This is a genomic window from Flavobacterium sp. CFBP9031, assembly GCF_034044945.1.
Classification (GTDB): domain Bacteria; phylum Bacteroidota; class Bacteroidia; order Flavobacteriales; family Flavobacteriaceae; genus Flavobacterium.
Genome location: NZ_JAXCWF010000008.1, coordinates 261,222 through 278,646 on the forward strand (window position 1 = coordinate 261,222; position 17,425 = coordinate 278,646).

General features: G+C 33.9%; 18 protein-coding genes. 3 read left to right on the forward strand and 15 right to left on the reverse strand.

The features are described from left to right. Positions 1-42 precede the first annotated feature (42 nt). Complete coding sequence (locus SOM12_RS15235; RefSeq protein ID WP_320494064.1) at positions 43-2,379, forward strand: GH92 family glycosyl hydrolase; 2,337 nt, start codon at positions 43-45, stop codon at positions 2,377-2,379. A gap of 170 nt (positions 2,380-2,549) precedes the next feature. Beyond that, entirely contained in the window at positions 2,550-2,993 is a 444-nt protein-coding gene (locus tag SOM12_RS15240) for a hypothetical protein (RefSeq protein WP_095929892.1), read from the forward strand. A gap of 166 nt (positions 2,994-3,159) precedes the next feature. Here the strand turns inward: SOM12_RS15240 and SOM12_RS15245 are convergent, their stop codons facing one another. From SOM12_RS15245 to SOM12_RS15315, 15 genes are all read right to left on the reverse strand, one after another. Continuing rightward, on the reverse strand, positions 3,160-5,016 hold the full coding sequence (locus tag SOM12_RS15245) for a peptidase M61 (protein WP_320494065.1): 1,857 nt from the start codon (positions 5,014-5,016) through the stop codon (positions 3,160-3,162). A 109-nt stretch (positions 5,017-5,125) separates the two neighbouring features. Further along, entirely contained in the window at positions 5,126-5,404 is a 279-nt protein-coding gene (locus SOM12_RS15250; RefSeq protein ID WP_008462445.1) for a DUF2805 domain-containing protein, read from the reverse strand. 121 nt (positions 5,405-5,525) lie between these two features. After that, positions 5,526-6,353, reverse strand: coding sequence for a sterol desaturase family protein (locus tag SOM12_RS15255; RefSeq protein ID WP_320494066.1), 828 nt, complete (start codon positions 6,351-6,353; stop codon positions 5,526-5,528). A 114-nt stretch (positions 6,354-6,467) separates the two neighbouring features. Continuing rightward, positions 6,468-6,707 (reverse strand): GlsB/YeaQ/YmgE family stress response membrane protein, encoded by a 240-nt coding sequence (locus SOM12_RS15260; RefSeq protein WP_095929896.1) that lies wholly within the window; start codon positions 6,705-6,707, stop codon positions 6,468-6,470. Positions 6,708-6,750: 43 nt separating this feature from the next. Next, positions 6,751-7,458: an aquaporin Z gene (aqpZ, locus tag SOM12_RS15265; RefSeq protein WP_250835351.1), complete on the reverse strand. Its 708-nt coding sequence runs from the start codon at positions 7,456-7,458 to the stop codon at positions 6,751-6,753. 25 nt (positions 7,459-7,483) lie between these two features. Continuing rightward, the gene (locus SOM12_RS15270) at positions 7,484-7,840 is read right to left on the reverse strand and encodes a DoxX family protein (protein ID WP_095929898.1); all 357 of its coding nucleotides are present in this window, start codon (positions 7,838-7,840) and stop codon (positions 7,484-7,486) included. A gap of 87 nt (positions 7,841-7,927) precedes the next feature. After that, positions 7,928-8,830 carry an EamA family transporter gene (locus tag SOM12_RS15275; protein WP_320494067.1) on the reverse strand — a complete coding sequence of 301 codons (903 nt, stop codon included), beginning with the start codon at positions 8,828-8,830 and terminating at the stop codon, positions 7,928-7,930. Between the two features lie 222 nt (positions 8,831-9,052). Further along, positions 9,053-10,177, reverse strand: a complete 1,125-nt coding sequence (locus tag SOM12_RS15280; protein ID WP_320494068.1) for a peptidylprolyl isomerase — start codon at positions 10,175-10,177, stop codon at positions 9,053-9,055. 30 nt (positions 10,178-10,207) lie between these two features. Beyond that, positions 10,208-11,284, reverse strand: coding sequence for a peptidylprolyl isomerase (locus tag SOM12_RS15285; protein WP_095929901.1), 1,077 nt, complete (start codon positions 11,282-11,284; stop codon positions 10,208-10,210). A 23-nt stretch (positions 11,285-11,307) separates the two neighbouring features. Beyond that, entirely contained in the window at positions 11,308-11,958 is a 651-nt protein-coding gene (gene gldI, locus SOM12_RS15290; protein WP_095929902.1) for a gliding motility-associated peptidyl-prolyl isomerase GldI, read from the reverse strand. An 8-nt stretch (positions 11,959-11,966) separates the two neighbouring features. Then, complete coding sequence (locus tag SOM12_RS15295; protein ID WP_095929903.1) at positions 11,967-12,971, reverse strand: DHH family phosphoesterase; 1,005 nt, start codon at positions 12,969-12,971, stop codon at positions 11,967-11,969. A 130-nt stretch (positions 12,972-13,101) separates the two neighbouring features. Next, positions 13,102-14,346 carry a voltage-gated chloride channel family protein gene (locus tag SOM12_RS15300; protein ID WP_320494069.1) on the reverse strand — a complete coding sequence of 415 codons (1,245 nt, stop codon included), beginning with the start codon at positions 14,344-14,346 and terminating at the stop codon, positions 13,102-13,104. A 134-nt stretch (positions 14,347-14,480) separates the two neighbouring features. Further along, entirely contained in the window at positions 14,481-14,864 is a 384-nt protein-coding gene (locus SOM12_RS15305; protein WP_095929905.1) for a RidA family protein, read from the reverse strand. 150 nt (positions 14,865-15,014) lie between these two features. Then, positions 15,015-15,320 (reverse strand): chaperone modulator CbpM, encoded by a 306-nt coding sequence (locus tag SOM12_RS15310; protein ID WP_095929906.1) that lies wholly within the window; start codon positions 15,318-15,320, stop codon positions 15,015-15,017. After that, positions 15,317-16,237, reverse strand: coding sequence for a DnaJ C-terminal domain-containing protein (locus SOM12_RS15315; RefSeq protein WP_095929907.1), 921 nt, complete (start codon positions 16,235-16,237; stop codon positions 15,317-15,319). Before SOM12_RS15315 ends, SOM12_RS15310 begins: the two co-directional genes overlap by 4 nt. A gap of 294 nt (positions 16,238-16,531) precedes the next feature. Here SOM12_RS15315 and SOM12_RS15320 point away from each other — a divergent pair, with 294 nt between their 5' ends. After that, positions 16,532-17,245, forward strand: a complete 714-nt coding sequence (locus tag SOM12_RS15320) for a hypothetical protein (RefSeq protein ID WP_320494070.1) — start codon at positions 16,532-16,534, stop codon at positions 17,243-17,245. Positions 17,246-17,425: the final 180 nt, after the last annotated feature.

Genomic DNA, 17,425 nt, shown 5'->3' on the forward strand with positions numbered 1-17,425 from the left:
ATACTAAAAAAACAAAGAGGATTTCTAAGAAAAACAATAAAAATGATTAAAACAAATTGCAGTAATTTTCTTCTGGGAGTATTGGTTTTGGTACTTTCTACTAATAATATGATAGGACAGAAGAAGGCAGGAGAAAAACGAAATTTAATTCAATATGTTGATCCAATGATTGGAACAGCAAAAATGGGACATACGTATCCAGGCGCAACAGTTCCTTTCGGGAGCGTGCAATTAAGCCCAGAAACAGATACCATTGCTTACAGTTTAAATGGAAAATACAACGGAGAAGTTTATAAATACTGTGCTGGTTATCAGTATGAAGATAAAACGATTGTAGGTTTCAGCCATACTCATTTCAGCGGAACTGGACATTCCGATTTAGGTGATTTCTTAATTATGCCAACAACTGGCAAACTGCAATTGAATCCTGGTGTAGCATCAAAACCGTTGTCTGGTTATAGATCTGCATTTTCACATTCGACAGAAAAAGCAGAACCTGCTTATTACAGCGTTTTTCTCGAAGATCATAAAATAAAAGCAGAATTGACAGCGACAACGCGCGTGGGAATGCATCAATATACTTTTCCAAAATCTAATGAAGCACATATCATTTTAGATCTGACTTCAGGAATTTACAACTACGATAAAAAGAATGTTTGGACATTTGTTCGTGTAGAAAACGATACTTTAATAACCGGATATCGCCAAACAAACGGATGGGCGAGAACTAGAACGGTTTATTTTGCAATGTCTTTCAATAAACCAATTAAAAGTTACGGACAAGCTGCTCAGGAAAAAAGCGTTTATAGAGGTTTTTGGGGAAGATTCGATCAAACGAAAAACTTTCCAGAAATGGCGGGTCAGAATCTAAAATTGTTTTTTGATTTTGATACTAATGAAGGCGAGAAAATCAAAATCAAAATGGCACTTTCTCCTGTAAGTTCTGCCGGTGCATTAGAAAATATGAAAAAAGAAGTTCCAGATTGGGATTTCGAAAAAGTAAAAAAACAAAGTCAGGAGGTTTGGAATAACGAATTGAATAAAGTTCAAGTAGAAACCATTCAAAAAGAAGATTTGGTTAATTTTTATACCGCAATGTATCATGCATTTTTGGGACCAACAGAATACATGGATTTAGATAAAAATTATAAAGGTCTAGATATGAATGTGCATAAAGCGGAGAATTTTACCAATTATACCAGTTATTCACTTTGGGATACGTATCGTGCTTTGCATCCGTTATTTAATATTGTGCAGCCCAAAAGAAATGCCGATATGGTAAGTTCTATGTTGGCACATTCAGATCAAAGTGTTCATAAAATGCTTCCAATTTGGTCGCATTATGCCAATGAAAACTGGTGTATGATTGGATATCATTCGGTTTCGGTTGTGGTAGATGCAATTGTAAAAGGAAATATTAGTTTTGATGCCGAAAAAGCGCTTCAAGCTTGTGTAAATACCGCAAAAGTGCCGTATTACGATGGTTTGGAATTTTACATGAATAAAGGGTATGTTCCAGAAGATAAAAACGGTGCTTCGGTTTCTAAAACTTTAGAATATGCTTATGACGATTGGGCAATTGCACAAGCAGCTAAGAAATTAGGAAAAACAGATATTTATAATGAATTCATTACTAGATCGAAAAACTATAAAAATGTCTACGATGAGAAAACGGGTTTCATGCGTCCGAAATTGAATGACGGAACATTCAAAAAAGAGTTTGATCCGCTAGATACGCATGGGCAAGGTTTTATTGAAGGAAATTCTTGGAATTACAGTTTATACGTTCCGCAAGATCCTGCTGATATGATTAAATTGATGGGTGGAAATGAGAAATTTAAAGTTCGTTTAGATTCTCTGTTCAATATGCATCTTCCAGACAAGTATTTTGAAAATACTGAAGATATTACAAGAGACGGAATAATCGGAAATTATGTTCACGGAAACGAGCCTTCTCATCACGTAGTTTATTTGTATAATTGGACAGATTCTCCGTGGAAATCACAAGATAAAATTAGAATGATCTTGAAAAAAATGTACAGAAATGGCGCTGACGGTTTAGGAGGAAATGACGATTTTGGACAAATGAGTGCGTGGTATATTTTTAGCAGTTTAGGATTTTATCCAGTTGCTCCAGGTTCTGACGAGTATGCACTAGGAAGTCCGTTGATGAAAAATGCTATTGTAAATTTAGAAAATGGAAAAACTTTTGAAGTGGAAACCGTAAACCAATCTGATAAGAATGTATTTGTGAGTAAAGTTCTCCTTAACGGAAAACAATTGGAAAAACCATTTTTAAAACATGCCGATGTTATCAATGGCGGAAAGATTACGTTTTATATGAGCAGTAAGCCGAATAAGAAGCAGTATCAAAATTAGTTTTGCATTTGTCACCCAGAGCGAAGTCGAAGGGCTTTCTAGCTCAGATAGGGCTTCGACTACGCTCAGCCTGACAACGGTAATATTTTTAATTAGTGAAAATTTGTGCAATTCGTGGCAAAACAACAAAAAACTTCACGAAATTTGCACTTCAAATAAAGACAATCGATATGAAGATCAATTTAAAATCAGGAATAGAGAAACTGCTTTTCGGAATGAAGCAGAATGATGTAACAGCAGCTTTAGGAAAACCTGATAAAAACTATAAAGACGAAGACGACAATGTGATTTTTGTTTATAATGCACACAAAATCAGATTGACATTTTATCAGGAAGAAGATTTGAAATTAGGTTATTTAGTAGCATCAAGCAATGATTTAGAAGTTTTCGGATTCAAATTAATCGGAAGAAAAATTGCTGACGTAAAGAAAGATTTTGCTGCAAAAGGAATCACAAAATTCAATCAAGAAACATTTGATACTTTTGAAAATTACTTCAACGAAGACAACTGGTTTATCCTTCAAACAGAATTTGATGAGGTTGTAAAGTTTGAAATTGGAGCAATCATCAATAGTAAAGATGAGTTTGATTGGAAATTTCCAGTGAAAAAATAACGTATTTTTTTGTCATCCTGAGGAACGAAGGATCACACAAGAAACTCCGCAAAGTATGTCGGACAATCTTTGGCGATTTACGAGTGTGATCCTTCGTTCCTCAGGATGACAAACAAAAAAAAACGACAATCACTTGTCGGTTTTTTTTTATGTCTTTAAAAAGAAATTATCCTTTTAACCATGCATTTTTAAGTTTCTCTTTTGAAGCATCTGTAGCTTTAAAAGTTTCTGTTTCTTCAAATGGTAGTTTTACAGTTCCTTTTATGGTTTCTTCTTTAGTTCCACGTTTTACTTTAAGTGTAATAGGATCATTTTCTTTCCAGTTTTCACTTTCTGTAATTAAATCATAAATGTTATCTAGGTTGTATGATTTATTGTTTACAGCTAAAATTTTATCGCCACCTTTTAAGTTTAGGTTTTTAAAGAATGCAGTTGACTCTGATTCCGGACGAACCGCGATTTCTTTTGTTGCTTTATCAATAGTAATGTAAGGAGTTTGTCCTTTAATGAACGGATTTCCAGCTTTTTTCTCGTTTGCTTTTGTAACACCAACTTTTGCTAGATAAAAATCGTAAGGAATTGGAGTAGTTCCAGCAACGTATTTATTTAAAAAGTCACCAACTTCAGGATAAGTCAAAGAAGTGATTTTTGCGAATAATTCATCGTCATTAAAAGGTTTTTCAACACCATATTCATCAGATAATTTATGCATTAAATCCAAAATTCCTCTTTCTCCATTGCTTTTTTCTCTAATGATAATGTCGATACACATACCAATTAAAGCACCTTTTTGGTATACATTTAAATATTGATCTTTATAAGGCTGATCCAATACATTTTTACTCATTACAGTAAACGACATTGTATCATCTAACTGTTTAGATTGTGCAATCTTGTCTGCAATACGCGTATAGAATTCAGCTTCGTCAATTAAACCTTGATTAATTTGGAATAAATTAGCAAAATATTCTGTTACACCTTCGTACATCCATAAATGTTCAGACATTTTTGGTGCATTGTAATCAAAATACTGAATTTCTTTTGAGTGAATAGTTAATGGCGTCACAATGTGGAAGAATTCGTGAGAAACTACATCTTTTAGTGTTTCTACCAATTTTTCTTTTGGCATTGATTCTGGTAAAACTACAGTTGTAGCGGTTGGGTGTTCTAAAGCTCCAAAACCGTGAGCATCGTCTTTAGCCATGCTTGAAAGGTATACCAAAACAGTATATTTTTTAGTAGAATTTACTTTTCCTAAAAAGTTTTTCTGTGCGGTCATCATAGTTTTCATCTCTGGAGTAATGCTCTCGGCAGTATATTTTCCGGTAGGAGAGTACACAGCAATTAAGATGTCCATTCCGTTTACATTAAAAGTAGTGTAATCAGGTTTAGAATACATAATTGGGTTTTCTACCAAAATAGCATAACGAGAAGTGGTAAACACATCAGAAGTATTGCTTGCATCTTGATCTGTCATAGAAGTAGCTCCCCAAAGTGTTTCAGGATGTGTGATCGTAACTTTGTACGGAACGTCTAATTTATCTTGAAAATACCCTACAAAACCATGAGTGTTAACCATGAAATTTTTTCCTGCATCGATGTTTGTTCCTGCTGGAGAAAAAACATCGTCATTTCCAAATCCAGTTCCTTTTTCTGTATCGAAAGTATCGTTTACCAGATAAGTAATTCTTTTTAGTGTCTTTGCGTTTGAGATAGACCAAGAATTATCACCTAATCTTTTTACAGTAAGAGCATTTCCTTTAGCATCAAAAGCTTTAAAATCTTCTGAATATTTTCCATAATTATCTGTAGAATAAGTACCAGGAACGGTTTTAGGAATACTGTAGGTAATTTCATCAGTCTTAATGGCTGGTGGCGTAACGGTTACCAAGACCTTATCGTCTTTAACATCGGTTAAATTGATATTAACTTCAACTATATTGCTTTTCGCGGCTCCAGTGCTACCTGTTTTACAGCTCCAAAAAGTTACCGCTAGAGCTAAGGTGTAAAGTATTTTTTTCATTTTTATATGTTTAGTTATAGTATTTGACACAAAAAGTACCGAAAAGTTACTAAAAAATCACATTATATTTACAGATAAAAAAAAACTCCTGAAAAACAGGAGCTTTATTTTAGTCTAATTTATTCTTGATATAATATTTTCCGTCCAAATCTTCATCAAAATCATCTATTTTAACTGGTTTTGGTTTTGGTTTATTTGCAATTGCCTTCTTTTTCCACATCTCAAATTTTTCAAGAGGCATTTTCTTTTTCATGATGTCCAGGACTTCTTTTTCTGCCAATCCAAATTCTTTCTTTATAATTTCAAATGGATTTCTTTCTTCTAAAGCTAACGAAACAAGTCTTTCGGTTTGTTCCGGAGTTAATTCTTTGCGGCTACTCTTTTTCATCTCGTGAAAATTAATTCAAAATAGGGTGTTAATTATTAATAGATTGATTTTCAATTTCTGTATCAATATTAAAAAAAAAAATAATAAGTTGGTTCAGTAAAGTTCAATTTTTTTAATGATTTTAACTGTTTTTGAAGGATCGTGATTTTTGAAATGGAATTTTTAACAGATTCTTCAATTCATTGTTTTCTTCAGACCGCATATGAGTGTCTACACCATATATAAGTTGATCTTTAGGTAAGTAAGTAAAGGTTTTAAAAAGTCTGTCCCAAACAGAAAAAATATTGCCATAATTGCTATCTGTATAAGGCAGCACATAATGATGATGCACTTTATGCATATTTGGCGAAACAATAAAATAACTTAAGAATAGATCTAATTTTTCGGGAAGCGAAATATTGGCGTGGTTAAATTGTGAAGCAACAACCGATAAGGATTGATAAAGAAAAACCATCCACATGGGTGTCCCGATAATTAAAACGCCTAAAGTGGTAAAAATAAAACGGACTACACTTTCTCCAGGATGATGTCTATTGGCAGTTGTGGTATCGATCCAAGTGTCGGTATGGTGCACCAAATGAAACTGCCAAAGAATTTTTACTTTGTGTTCTACCAAATGAGCTAAATAAGCTCCTATTAAGTCCAGAAGCAGTAAGCCAATTATAGTATATAGCCAGATAGGCATTTTTGGAAGCCATTGCAGAATTCCAAAATTATGTTCGATTGTCCAAGCGGCAGTCCGTATTAAAATAAATGCAAGAATAAAATTGACAACAATTGTAGTGAAGGTAAAAAAGAAATTGATACCTGCATGAGGCCATTTTTTATATTGCATTTTAAACAAAGGAAAACTGTTTTCAATTAGCCAGAAAATAGTAATACCGCCAACCAAAATCAAACTTCTGTGCGAAGAAGGAATCGTAGAAAAATAATTAATAATGTCATTCATGATGCATAAATATTTGAATTAATTAAAGATTTCTTTCGGTTTTATTCCAATAAAAAAGAGAAAACCAAATATAAATATATCTGATTTTCTCTTTAGAAATTATTATTTAGGATATTATTTTTTGATGAGGCTGATTATAAATAATAAAACCCACGCACCTGCTACAGCAATCAGAATCTGCCACAGAAGGCCGCCGCCTCCAATGCCAAGTTTTCCAGCAATCCATCCTCCGATAAATCCGCCTATGATTCCGACAATAATATTGCCAATTAAACCAAATCCGGCACCTTTCCAGATTTGACCCGCTAGCCATCCAGAAATGGCACCTATAAGTAAGAAATATAAAAATTCCATATTTTTATTTTTTTGATGATGTTTTGATTTCTTTTTTCAGTTATTATGCTTCTGCGTGATTTTGAAGCAGTGTTTTATAAAGAAAACCTGCGGCTAATGCACCAAGAATAGGGGCAACCCAAAACAGCCAAACCTGTGATAATGGCTCTCCGCCAACAAAAATGGCTTGAGATAAAGATCTCGCTGGATTTACAGAAGTATTCGTAATCGGAATACTGATTAAGTGTATTAAAGTTAACGCCAAACCGATTGCGATTCCTGCAAATCTGCCATTTGCAAATTTATCAGTTGCTCCTAAAATCACTAATAAAAAGAATAATGTAAGTACAAATTCTGCAATGAAAGCAGACTGTAAGGAATAGCCATCAGGAGAAAAAGCTCCAAAACCATTAGATGCAAAGGCTCCAGCTTTTGTACTGTCAATTGCAAAACCAGCTTTTCCAGAAGCTATTGTATATAAAGTTCCTGCTGCCGCAACAGCTCCAACACATTGTGCAATGATGTACGGAATAAGATCTTTTGCCGAGAATCTTCCCCCAGCCCACAAACCAAAAGAAACAGCGGGATTAAAATGGCCGCCCGAAATATGGCCAACAGCATAGGCCATTGTAAGTACTGTTAAACCAAAAGCAAGCGCAACACCAGCAAATCCGATTCCTAAATTTGGAATTCCCGCTGCAAAAATTGCGCTTCCGCATCCACCAAAAACAAGCCAATAAGTTCCAAAGAACTCTGCAAATAATTTTTTCATAATAAAATAATTTAAATGGTTAATGTTAGAATGTATATTGGTAAGCCCAATAAATTAAAACAATTTGTAAGGGCAAACGTACAAATAAAATCCATAATGGTAAACCAAATCCTGCTTTTTTATTTTGAAACATATACAAATTGGCAGGAAAAATAGCAATTAATAGCATTATAATTCCCCAGGCGGCAATTTGTGTTGTAAAAGGCAGGATTAGAAAGATGCCTAGAATAATCTCAGAAGCACCACTTAAAATATTTATTAATTTGGGGTTTTTAAATGCGGGCGGAATGATTTTTATGTACATTCCAGGTTTTCTAAAATGATTTAGACCAGCAAGAATATAAAGGAAAGCCATTAAATATAAATGCCAAGGTAAAATCATGATATTTAATTGTTTATCACGAATTTATAAAAAAATTAACAATTATTGCATTACAAGACTTCTTTTTTTGAAAGTATGTATTTTGGGCTATTTTTTTGACTTGAAATTTACATTCATAATAATTATGGCCAGAATAATCAATACAATGCCGACCCATTGAGAAAAGATTACTTTTTCGTTTAATAAAACATACGCCATCATTACAGAAACTGGCAGTTCTAGGGCAGAAACAATACTTCCTAGTCCAATTCCAGTTAACGGAAAACCTGCAGTCATTAAAAGTGGCGGAATTATGGTACCAAATAAGGATAATACAATTCCCCATTTAAGGAAGATTTCCATATTAAAGGCCGTAACCTGTGTTGCAAAAGCAAACGAAAATACAATAACAGCGCCTCCTAAAAGCATATAAAGACTTCTTTGAGCAGAAGAAATTTCGGTTGCTACACTATTGGCAGTAAACATAGTTGTAGTAAAAGATGCAGCAGCAAGCATTCCCCAAACTAAACCTCTCCAGTCTAATTCGATATCGTTATTGATAATATTAGTGGCTAAAACAGTTCCAAAAAGCACTATTAATACCGCAATGACCTTTTGTTTTGAAGGCAGTTTTTTTTCTAAAATCATTTCAAGCAAAACACCCATCCAAACGGTTTGCATCAATAAAACGATTCCGATAGAAACAGGAATGTATTTTACCGCCAAATAATAAAATAAGCTTGTCATTCCTAAAGAAGTTCCAGCAAGCATTAAATTGAAAATATTTTTACGAGATGCTTTTACGGCAGGTTTGTTTTTGTTTTTAATACGCTGAAAAAGATTGATTGCAAGAATACCTAGAATTCCGTATATAAACTGTGAGGTCGTTACTTCTGCAGTTGTGTATCCTTCAGAATAGGCCATTTTTACAAAAGTTGCCAACATTCCGTAAGTAGTTGCTCCCAAAGCAACAAGAAAAACACCCTTTAATACATTATTTTGCGACGTCATAAATTATCTGTTTTTAAAAAATTAAGCCGGCAAAGGTAAGCTATTTTGTTTAGGATTCTCTTGTACTATGTTGAAAATAATGATTTAATTGCAATAGAATTGATTTTTAAAGGCTTAAAATAAGAATTCTTTAAAAAGATAAACGGCAAAAAATAGAAAAGCCATCAAGAATAATTCTGATGGCTTTTTATATCTATAAAGAATAAATCTTCTCTTTTCTAATTACTTAGGCTGGTTTTGATACGTTTCAATTTCAAAAATCAAAGTAGCATTTGGAGGAATCACTCCGCCAGCACCTTTTTCGCCATACGCTAAATTTGAAGGTAAAAAGAAAGTCGCTTTTTCTCCGTCTGTCATCATATCAAGAGCTTCAAGAAAACCAGGAATCATTCCCTCTTTTTTACCAACTGTAAAAGGAAACGCTTTGTATCCGCCTTGCGCATCTCTATTGGCATCATATTTTCCATATGCTTTTGCTACTGGAGCCATGCTGCTGTCAAATAAGTTTCCGTCTTCAAAATACCCAGCGTAGTGAAAATAGATGTTAGAACCTTCAGCACCTTTAACGCCAGTACCTTTTTGAGTGATTACATATTTTAAACCAGAAGCTGTTGCAGTTGCTTTTGCTTTTAAGTCTTTAAAATAAGCTGCTTTTGCAGTTATTACTTTTTTTGCTTCTTCTTTTTTAGCCGCTTCTTTTTTTACATCATCGCTTAAAACTTTTAGAGCATCAAATTTCTTTGCAGCAGCACCTTTGCGTGTAATAACAATTTTTGTCATTACATCGTCTTGAACTATTTTATTTACATTATCCATTCCAGACACTACGTGGCCAAAAATAGTGTGTTTTCCGTTTAACCAAGGAGTATCTTTGTGTGTAATGAAAAACTGGCTTCCGTTTGTTGCCGGACCAGAATTTGCCATAGCAAGAACCCCGCCTTTTTCGAATTTTAAATCGTCTACAAATTCATCTTTAAAAGAATATCCTGGACCTCCAGAACCATTTCCTTCTGGATCACCACCCTGAATCATGAAATCGTTAATTACTCTATGGAATTTTAATCCGTTGTAAAATGGTTTTCCTTTAAGAGATGCTTTAACGTTAGGATTTGTACCTTCTGCCAAAGTAATAAAGTTTGCTACTGTAACAGGTGCTTTTACATACTCTAAAGAAAGAACAATGTCTCCTTTTGTAGTAGAAATTGTAGCGAAAATCCCGTCGCCAGGATTTGCCGCAGCAGCTGCTGTAGTTGTAGGTTTCGCTGCTGGTTTTGTAGCAGGCTTTTTAGTTTGAGCTTGTATATTTACTATTGCTAAGCAAAATAAAAATAGAAATTTAAATTTCATTGCTTTTAAAATTTTAAGTCTTTAATTCAATTACTGTTTGTCTGAAATCTGGATTTCGAAAATAATATTAGCGTTTGGCGGAATTACACCTCCAGCACCAGTTGCTCCATAAGCTAAGTGCGATGGAATAAAAAGAACTGCTTTGTCTCCATAAGACAATTGCTCAACTCCTTCAATAAAACCAGGAATTAAACCATCTTTTTTACCAGCTTGAAATTGAATTGGTTGGTAGCCGTTTTGCGCTGCTCTTGCAGGATCAAATTTCCCGAATGGTTTTGCCACTTCTTCAATGCTAGTGTCAAATAAAGTTCCGTTTTCAAGGAAACCAGCGTAGTGAATGTAAATTTGACTTCCAATAGCAGGTTTCTTGCCACCTCCTTTTTCTGTAATTACATATTCTAAACCGCTTGTAGTTTTAGTTGCTTTTGGTTTTAGAGAAGCGTAATAATCTACTTTTTCTTTTTGAGCTCCAGCATATTTTTGTTGTTCTTTTGCAATGTCAGCAAAATAGTCGTGGAATACTTTTGCAGCATCAAATTTTTTCGCTGCTTCACCATTTCTAATAATAGTTACAGCAACGATATTGTCTCCTTGAACAACTTTGTTTACTACTTCTTGATCTTTTGCGCTTACCACATGACCGAAAATAGTATGTAGGTTGTCTAACCAAGGAGTTTCTACGTGAGTGATAAAAAACTGGCTGCTGTTTGTTCCAGGTCCGTTATTTGCCATTGCTAAAACTCCAGCTTTGTCAAATTTTAAATCTGAAAATTCATCTTTAAATTTATATCCAGTATCTCCAGAACCAGTTCCTAATGGATCACCACTTTGAATCATGAAACTTTCAATTACTCGGTGGAATTTTAAACCGTCAAAAAAAGGTTTCTTTTTTAATTGTTCGTGCGTTACAAACTCGTTTTTACCTTCAGCTAAAGTCACAAAGTTAGCCACTGTAATAGGTGCTTTTTTGTAATCAAGCTCTACAATGATGTGACCTTTGTTTGTTTCGATATCGGCATATAAACCATCAGGAAGATTACTGTGGTCATCTTTACAAGAATAAAATGAGCCTACGGCTATTAGTAATAATAAAATACTCTTTTTCATTTTAAGATGTTGTTTTTATTGAGTTAATGTAATGTATCTTTTTTAGCTGGCGCTACAGGTTTTGCAACTGCAGGTTTTGGCGTTACGGCTGATGGCTGAGCAGCTGGTTTTGCTGTTTGTGCCGTAGGATCTGGAACAAAATTTCTAAGCGTTACTGTAACGATTAGAGATTCGTTTGTGCCAATTTTTTTATTATCTCCGTGATACCCATAAGCCATATGCGATGGAAATAAAAACGTAACAGTTTCGTTTTTATGCATTCTTTTTATTCCGTCGCGAAGCCCCATCATAATGTCTTGTTTGTCTACATAGTAAGTTTGAGGACCAAGATCTGATTCAGAATAAATGACATTGCCTTTTATATCTTTTACTTCCATATTAAAGTAAGCAATATCTCCTTTTCTTGGAGCTGCAGTTTCATTTGTATTTCTTTCGTCATAATAAAACCAATAGCCTTTTGGAGTAGCATAATATTTTACTTTCGGATTGCTTTTGATTATTTTCTTAATGACATCTTCTTCGTTTGCCACTAATTTTTTGTTTCGGTCAGCCGATTTTTTCATGAATGTTCCCGAAGCACTAGAAATGGGTCTTCTGGCTTCTTCATGATGCTTACAGCTGCTTAACAAAACTGTAAAAAGCAAAGTGTAAATGCTAAGTTTTAGGTAGTTCATGATTTGGACTATAATTTTAGTTTTTTTACTAAATCTTCAAATTTATTAACTGTTTCTTGCATCGAAACTTCAGATCTTCCGCCAGCTGCATTACTATGTCCGCCACCGTTGAAATGATCTCGAGCAAACTGATTTACATCAAAGCCTCCCTGCGAACGGAATGAAATCTTGATAATCCCTTCGTCTTTATTTTCGATAAAAATAGCAGTAAAAACAATATCTTTTATACTTAAGCCATAATTAACAATTCCTTCGGTATCACCTTTAACATAATTAAAAGAATCTAACTCTTCTTGTGTTAACGTCGTATATGAAGTTTTATGATTTTCAAGGATCTTCATGTTCTGCAAAGCACGTCCTAATAATTGTAATCTGCTGAAAGAGCTATTGTCAAAAAGTAATACAGGAATCTGAGTGTTTTCAACTCCTAAATCAATTAATTCAGCTATAATTCTATGTGTATTTCCTGTTGTGCCAGGAAAACGGAAAGAACCAGAATCGGTTAAAATACCTGTGTAAATGCAAGTTGCAATGGTTTTGTCAATATCTTCTTTTTTATTTAAGAAAGTGATAAAGTTATAGACCATCTCGCAAGTAGATCCGTATGAAGTGTCTGAATAGGTATAGGTAGCATAATCATCAGGTTTTTGATGATGATCGATCATAATGAAAGTCGCTTTTAGCTTTGCTAAAGTATGCTCCATTTCGCCTGTACGGTGAAAAGCATTAAAATCAAGTGTGAAAATGATTTCAGCTTCTTCTAAAATCTGTGTACAGATTTCGGTTTCTTTTTCGAATATTTTTACGGTTTCAGATCCTGGAAGCCAAGCTAAAAAATTAGGAAAATCATTCGGAGCAATTACTGTTGCCTGATGATTGTTTTTAATTAAAAAATGGTATAAACCTAACGTTGATCCCATTGCATCGCCATCTGGTCCTCTGTGCGGAATGATGACAATTTTCTTTGGAGTGGCGAGTAATAATTGAATCGCTTGAATATCTTGTATTTTCATAGTGTGCGAATTTACATTTTTTTAATGTAATGCTGAAAATAATTTTAGTGACCAGTTACAGTAGTCAGTGGTCAGTTTTTAGTGTTCAGTTGCAGTTCTCAGTTTTCATCACAGTTTGGAATTTGAGATTTTAAAAATTGGAATTTAACCTTTGGTATAATTTATATTTAGCCCCTTTTACAATCTGTGATTTGTAAATTCCGACAGAACCAGAAGAAAAATAAGCAATTGTACAGGCAATTGCGATGAAAATTCCAGGAGCAATTCCGAATAATTCCATTCCCATAATCGTACAGGCAATAGGAGTGTGGGTTGCACCCGAGAAAACAGCAACAAATCCGATTCCTGCTAAAAGCGCAATCGGCATTGGAATTACGGTCGATAAAGTACTTCCTAAAGTCGCACCGACAAAAAATAGCGGCGTTACTTCGCCTCCTTTAAAACCAGCTCCTAATGTGAATCCGGTAAATAAAATTTTTAGCAGAAAATCATACCATTGGTTTGGATTCGAAAAAGAATCGACAATTACAGGAACTCCTAATCCAGAGAATTTTGTAAATCCGAAACCAGCAATGGCAATAGCCAAAACGACTCCACCAATTACAGGACGAAGCGGAGGATATTTAATGTTTTTCGAAAAAAGTGAACCCCAAAAATGTGTGCTTTTAGAAAATAATAATGCTGCAAATCCTGATAAAACTCCAACAATTAAAGTGAAAATAATATTGTTTAAACTAAGTTCTGGAACAACAGGGATACTGTAATGTGTATGTTTTATTTCCCAGAATTCTACAGTAAAATAGGCCGCATAAGCCACTAAAAAAGAAAGTAAAATGCTTTTAAAATTAATTTTACTGAAGTATAAAACTTCTAAAGCAAAAATAGCTCCCGCAAGAGGAGTTCCAAAAACAGAAGCGAAACCTGCACTGATTCCGAGAATAATCAGAATTTTTCGTTCTGAATTATCAAGTTTGAAGAATTTTGTAAACTGATCGGCAATTGCGCCTCCCATTTGTACCGCAGTTCCTTCTCGTCCTGCAGATCCTCCAAATAAATGTGTTAATAATGTTCCTAAAAGTACTAAAGGAGCCATTTTAAACGGAATAACTTTTTTAGGATTTTCGTATTCTTCCAATAAAAGATTGTTTCCTTTTGCAACTGATTCTCCCCAATAATAATAACTCAATCCCACCAGAAATCCGCCGAAAGGCAAAAGCCATATAATCCAGTTATGCTGAATTCTAAATTGTGTCACCCATTCTAAAGAAACTAAAAAGAAAGCAGATGCAGAACCTGAAAGTATGCCTATTAAGACACAGATAAGAATCCATTTTGGAAGAGAAAGCAGAAAATGTTTTGGATTTAAGGAAGTCATTAATGAATTCTAAAAGTTTGCCACGAATTTCACGAATTTTCACGAATTAAAAGATAAAAAAATATTTTAAATCCATTAATCTCTGGCAAAAGAAAAAAAATAATGAAAATTCGTGAATTCGTGGCTATAAAAAATTACTGAACAACAGCAGTAAATTCTATTTCAACCAAATATTCTGGAGCAACCAGTTTACTGATTTCATAAAATCCTGTTGTTGGTTTTATATCTTTAAAGAAAGCAGAGTGTGCTCTTGCCACTTCTTCAAAAGTAGAAACATTGGTAGTAAAAATTCTAGTTCTAATCACATCTTTCATCCCCACATTTAAATCTTCTAAAACTTTTTCAACTCGCTCCAGAATGTTATAGGTTTGAGCATAAGCGTCATCAGCTTTTACTTTTTCACCGTCAACAATGGCTACAGTTCCAGAAACTTCAACAATATTGCCAATTCTTACGGCACGGCAATATCCCATTTTGTCTTCCCACGGCGATCCGGTTAAGATGTTTTCTCTTTTCATTTTTTTAGTTTTTTGCGAATTTGTCTATACATTTTAAAAGCAAATTCAGGTTAATTAAAGATGCTGCAATTTAAGAATTATGGTTCTGAAAGGAATAAAAAAAAGCTTGAAATCAATTCAGAAATTCAAGCTTTTTTGTGATATAAATCGTTATTCGGTTTCTTTTTCTTCGTAAAGGCGAAGCTTGTTTTGTACCGTATTTAAATTTTGCTGCAAGGCTTCAATTTTATTTAAAAGATTTGCAATGGCGTCAATTCCTTCTAAATTAATTTTGAGATCGTAATGCATTCGAATCATTTTTTCAACTGTAGGAAGCTGTTCTGGTTCTAGAAATTCGTCATTTTCTTCTGTAATAATATGAATGAGACCATAATTATTAAGTTCGGTAATAAAGGTGTTTTCAATTTCGTGATAGATACAAAACTGTTTGATCTGTATTAAGTTTTTATTTTTCATGACTTTCTAAGTTTTGCTAATTCTTCAAATAACTCTTTTTCCTTATCAGAAAGTTTTGTTGGAATTTTGATGGTATAAGTGATGTATAAATCACCAAATTGATTTTCTTTTTTATAAACAGGAAATCCTTTTCCTTTCAGTTTCACTTTGGTTCCCGGTTGTGTTTCTGCTGGAACTTTAATTTTTACTTTTCCATCAAAAGTATTGATATACGTTTCTCCTCCTAAAATAGCCGTATACAAATCAATTGGCGCCTCAGCATACAGATTATTTCCTTCACGTTTAAAATCTGAATTATTAGAAATGATAAAAGTGATGTACAAATCGCCGTTTGGTCCGCCGTTTACACCTGGCCCGCCATGATTCGGAATTTTGATAATCTGCCCGTTTTCTACACCAGCCGGAATCGTAATTCGTATATTTTTGCCGTTTACAGACAAGTTTCGTTTATGTGTTGTGTAAGCTTCTGCTAGATCTAATACCAGTTCGGCATTAAAATCCTGGCCTCTATATTTAGATTGCGATCTGCTTCTTCCTCCGCCGTACATCGAATTGAAAAAATCGGAGAAATCGCTTCCAGAATATTCTCCATCTCCAAAACCAGAGAAATCGCCTTCAGAATATTGATAACCGCCTTGCTGTCTGCTTTGCTGCTGGTTCGGATCGTAGCCTGCTTTTTCAAATTCTTCAGCATGTTTCCAGTCTTTACCGTACTTATCGTATTTTTTTCGATTTTCAGGATTGCTTAAAACTTCGTTTGCTTCATTTATTTCTTTGAATTTTTTCTCGGCTTCTTTATCATTCGGATTTAAATCGGGATGATATTTTCTAGCCAGTTTTCTATAGGCCTTTTTGATGTCTGCCTCGGTAGCCGATTTTGTAACATCCAATATTTTGTAGTAATCAATATAATCCATTTTGCTGTGATTTATAAATGGTAAATAAAGTCTTCAAGGTAAGAATAAGTTGTTAATAATCAAAATGCTATATGCTTTTAAAAAGTAAGTCTTTGGAATTTGTAATTTCTAAAATTGAAATTTATTTTTTATGAAATAAAAAATTTTGGCAGGTTTTTTGATTCCAAAAATTAGCTTAATTTAATGTTATAAAACTCCTAAAGTTGCAGCACCTAACTAAATTATACTATTTTTGTGAAGCTGGACTTTTGATTTATATTAATTATAAAAGGCGATTCGATAATACTTTTTTCAATGAAGCACATTTTATTTTTCATATTATTTTTTACTGCGATATCTGTATCAGCTCAAATTGAGTCTAATACTAAATTCAAAGCAATTCCAGGGGGAAAGTTTACTACAAAGCCCAAAAAGACTCCGATTCCTGAAGTCAAAGACCCGCAGGCAGATTTTAATGATATGCCGGCAATTAAAACGCCAAATGTTTTTGAAAATACTACTATAACTCCAAAATCAAAATTTCAGATTGGAGAAGAAAAAAGCAAATTTACCATGTCTACTGAAACCGATTTTGCTAATCCCGGTGACCGATATGTAGCAAAAATGGAAAAAGATTTAGATAAAAGTTTGAAAGATGCTGGTTTACGAGAAGGACGCGGCGTGTTGGTAAAGAGGAATATTTCGTTGGGTGATTTTAAAACGAAATCAGAATATTTTATAGTGAAGTTTCGAGATTTTGGAGCAATTGATGGCGATTTAGTAAAAGTATCTTGCAATGAAGTTGTGGTAAGAGACCGAATTTTGCTAGATTCCAATTTCCAGCAAGTAAAAATCAATCTTGGACAAGGTTTTAATAAATTAGATTTTGAAGCTTTAAATATAGGAACGCTTGGAGGAAACACAGCAGAAATACAAGTTTACGACGATAAAGGCAATCTAGTAACCAATGATTACTGGGATAATCTAGCAGCAGGTTTTAAAGCGTCGATAGTGGTAACGAAAGAGTGATTTTTTTAAGATGCTAAGGTTCTGAGGTTCTAAGATACTAAGTTTTTTTTTCAGAAGCTTAAACACAAACAAAAAAGGAGATTCTATTTTGAACTGCCCCCAAAAAGTTAGACACTATTTGGGGGCATTTTTATGGAAAGAAAAGTCAAGTACAATTGTGAATTTAAACTTCGTTGTGTA

Excerpts from the sequence above, each read along its gene's own strand:
- SOM12_RS15235 (WP_320494064.1), top strand. The coding sequence starts at position 43 with ATGATTAAAACAAATTGCAGTAATTTTCTTCTGGGAGTATTGGTTTTG.
- SOM12_RS15240 (WP_095929892.1), top strand. The coding sequence starts at position 2,550 with ATGAAGATCAATTTAAAATCAGGAATAGAGAAACTGCTTTTCGGAATG.
- SOM12_RS15245 (WP_320494065.1), bottom strand. The coding sequence starts at position 5,016 with ATGAAAAAAATACTTTACACCTTAGCTCTAGCGGTAACTTTTTGGAGC.
- SOM12_RS15250 (WP_008462445.1), bottom strand. The coding sequence starts at position 5,404 with ATGAAAAAGAGTAGCCGCAAAGAATTAACTCCGGAACAAACCGAAAGA.
- SOM12_RS15255 (WP_320494066.1), bottom strand. The coding sequence starts at position 6,353 with ATGAATGACATTATTAATTATTTTTCTACGATTCCTTCTTCGCACAGA.
- SOM12_RS15260 (WP_095929896.1), bottom strand. The coding sequence starts at position 6,707 with ATGGAATTTTTATATTTCTTACTTATAGGTGCCATTTCTGGATGGCTA.
- aqpZ (WP_250835351.1), bottom strand. The coding sequence starts at position 7,458 with ATGAAAAAATTATTTGCAGAGTTCTTTGGAACTTATTGGCTTGTTTTT.
- SOM12_RS15270 (WP_095929898.1), bottom strand. The coding sequence starts at position 7,840 with ATGATTTTACCTTGGCATTTATATTTAATGGCTTTCCTTTATATTCTT.
- SOM12_RS15275 (WP_320494067.1), bottom strand. The coding sequence starts at position 8,830 with ATGACGTCGCAAAATAATGTATTAAAGGGTGTTTTTCTTGTTGCTTTG.
- SOM12_RS15280 (WP_320494068.1), bottom strand. The coding sequence starts at position 10,177 with ATGAAATTTAAATTTCTATTTTTATTTTGCTTAGCAATAGTAAATATA.
- SOM12_RS15285 (WP_095929901.1), bottom strand. The coding sequence starts at position 11,284 with ATGAAAAAGAGTATTTTATTATTACTAATAGCCGTAGGCTCATTTTAT.
- gldI (WP_095929902.1), bottom strand. The coding sequence starts at position 11,958 with ATGAACTACCTAAAACTTAGCATTTACACTTTGCTTTTTACAGTTTTG.
- SOM12_RS15295 (WP_095929903.1), bottom strand. The coding sequence starts at position 12,971 with ATGAAAATACAAGATATTCAAGCGATTCAATTATTACTCGCCACTCCA.
- SOM12_RS15300 (WP_320494069.1), bottom strand. The coding sequence starts at position 14,346 with ATGACTTCCTTAAATCCAAAACATTTTCTGCTTTCTCTTCCAAAATGG.
- SOM12_RS15305 (WP_095929905.1), bottom strand. The coding sequence starts at position 14,864 with ATGAAAAGAGAAAACATCTTAACCGGATCGCCGTGGGAAGACAAAATG.
- SOM12_RS15310 (WP_095929906.1), bottom strand. The coding sequence starts at position 15,320 with ATGAAAAATAAAAACTTAATACAGATCAAACAGTTTTGTATCTATCAC.
- SOM12_RS15315 (WP_095929907.1), bottom strand. The coding sequence starts at position 16,237 with ATGGATTATATTGATTACTACAAAATATTGGATGTTACAAAATCGGCT.
- SOM12_RS15320 (WP_320494070.1), top strand. The coding sequence starts at position 16,532 with ATGAAGCACATTTTATTTTTCATATTATTTTTTACTGCGATATCTGTA.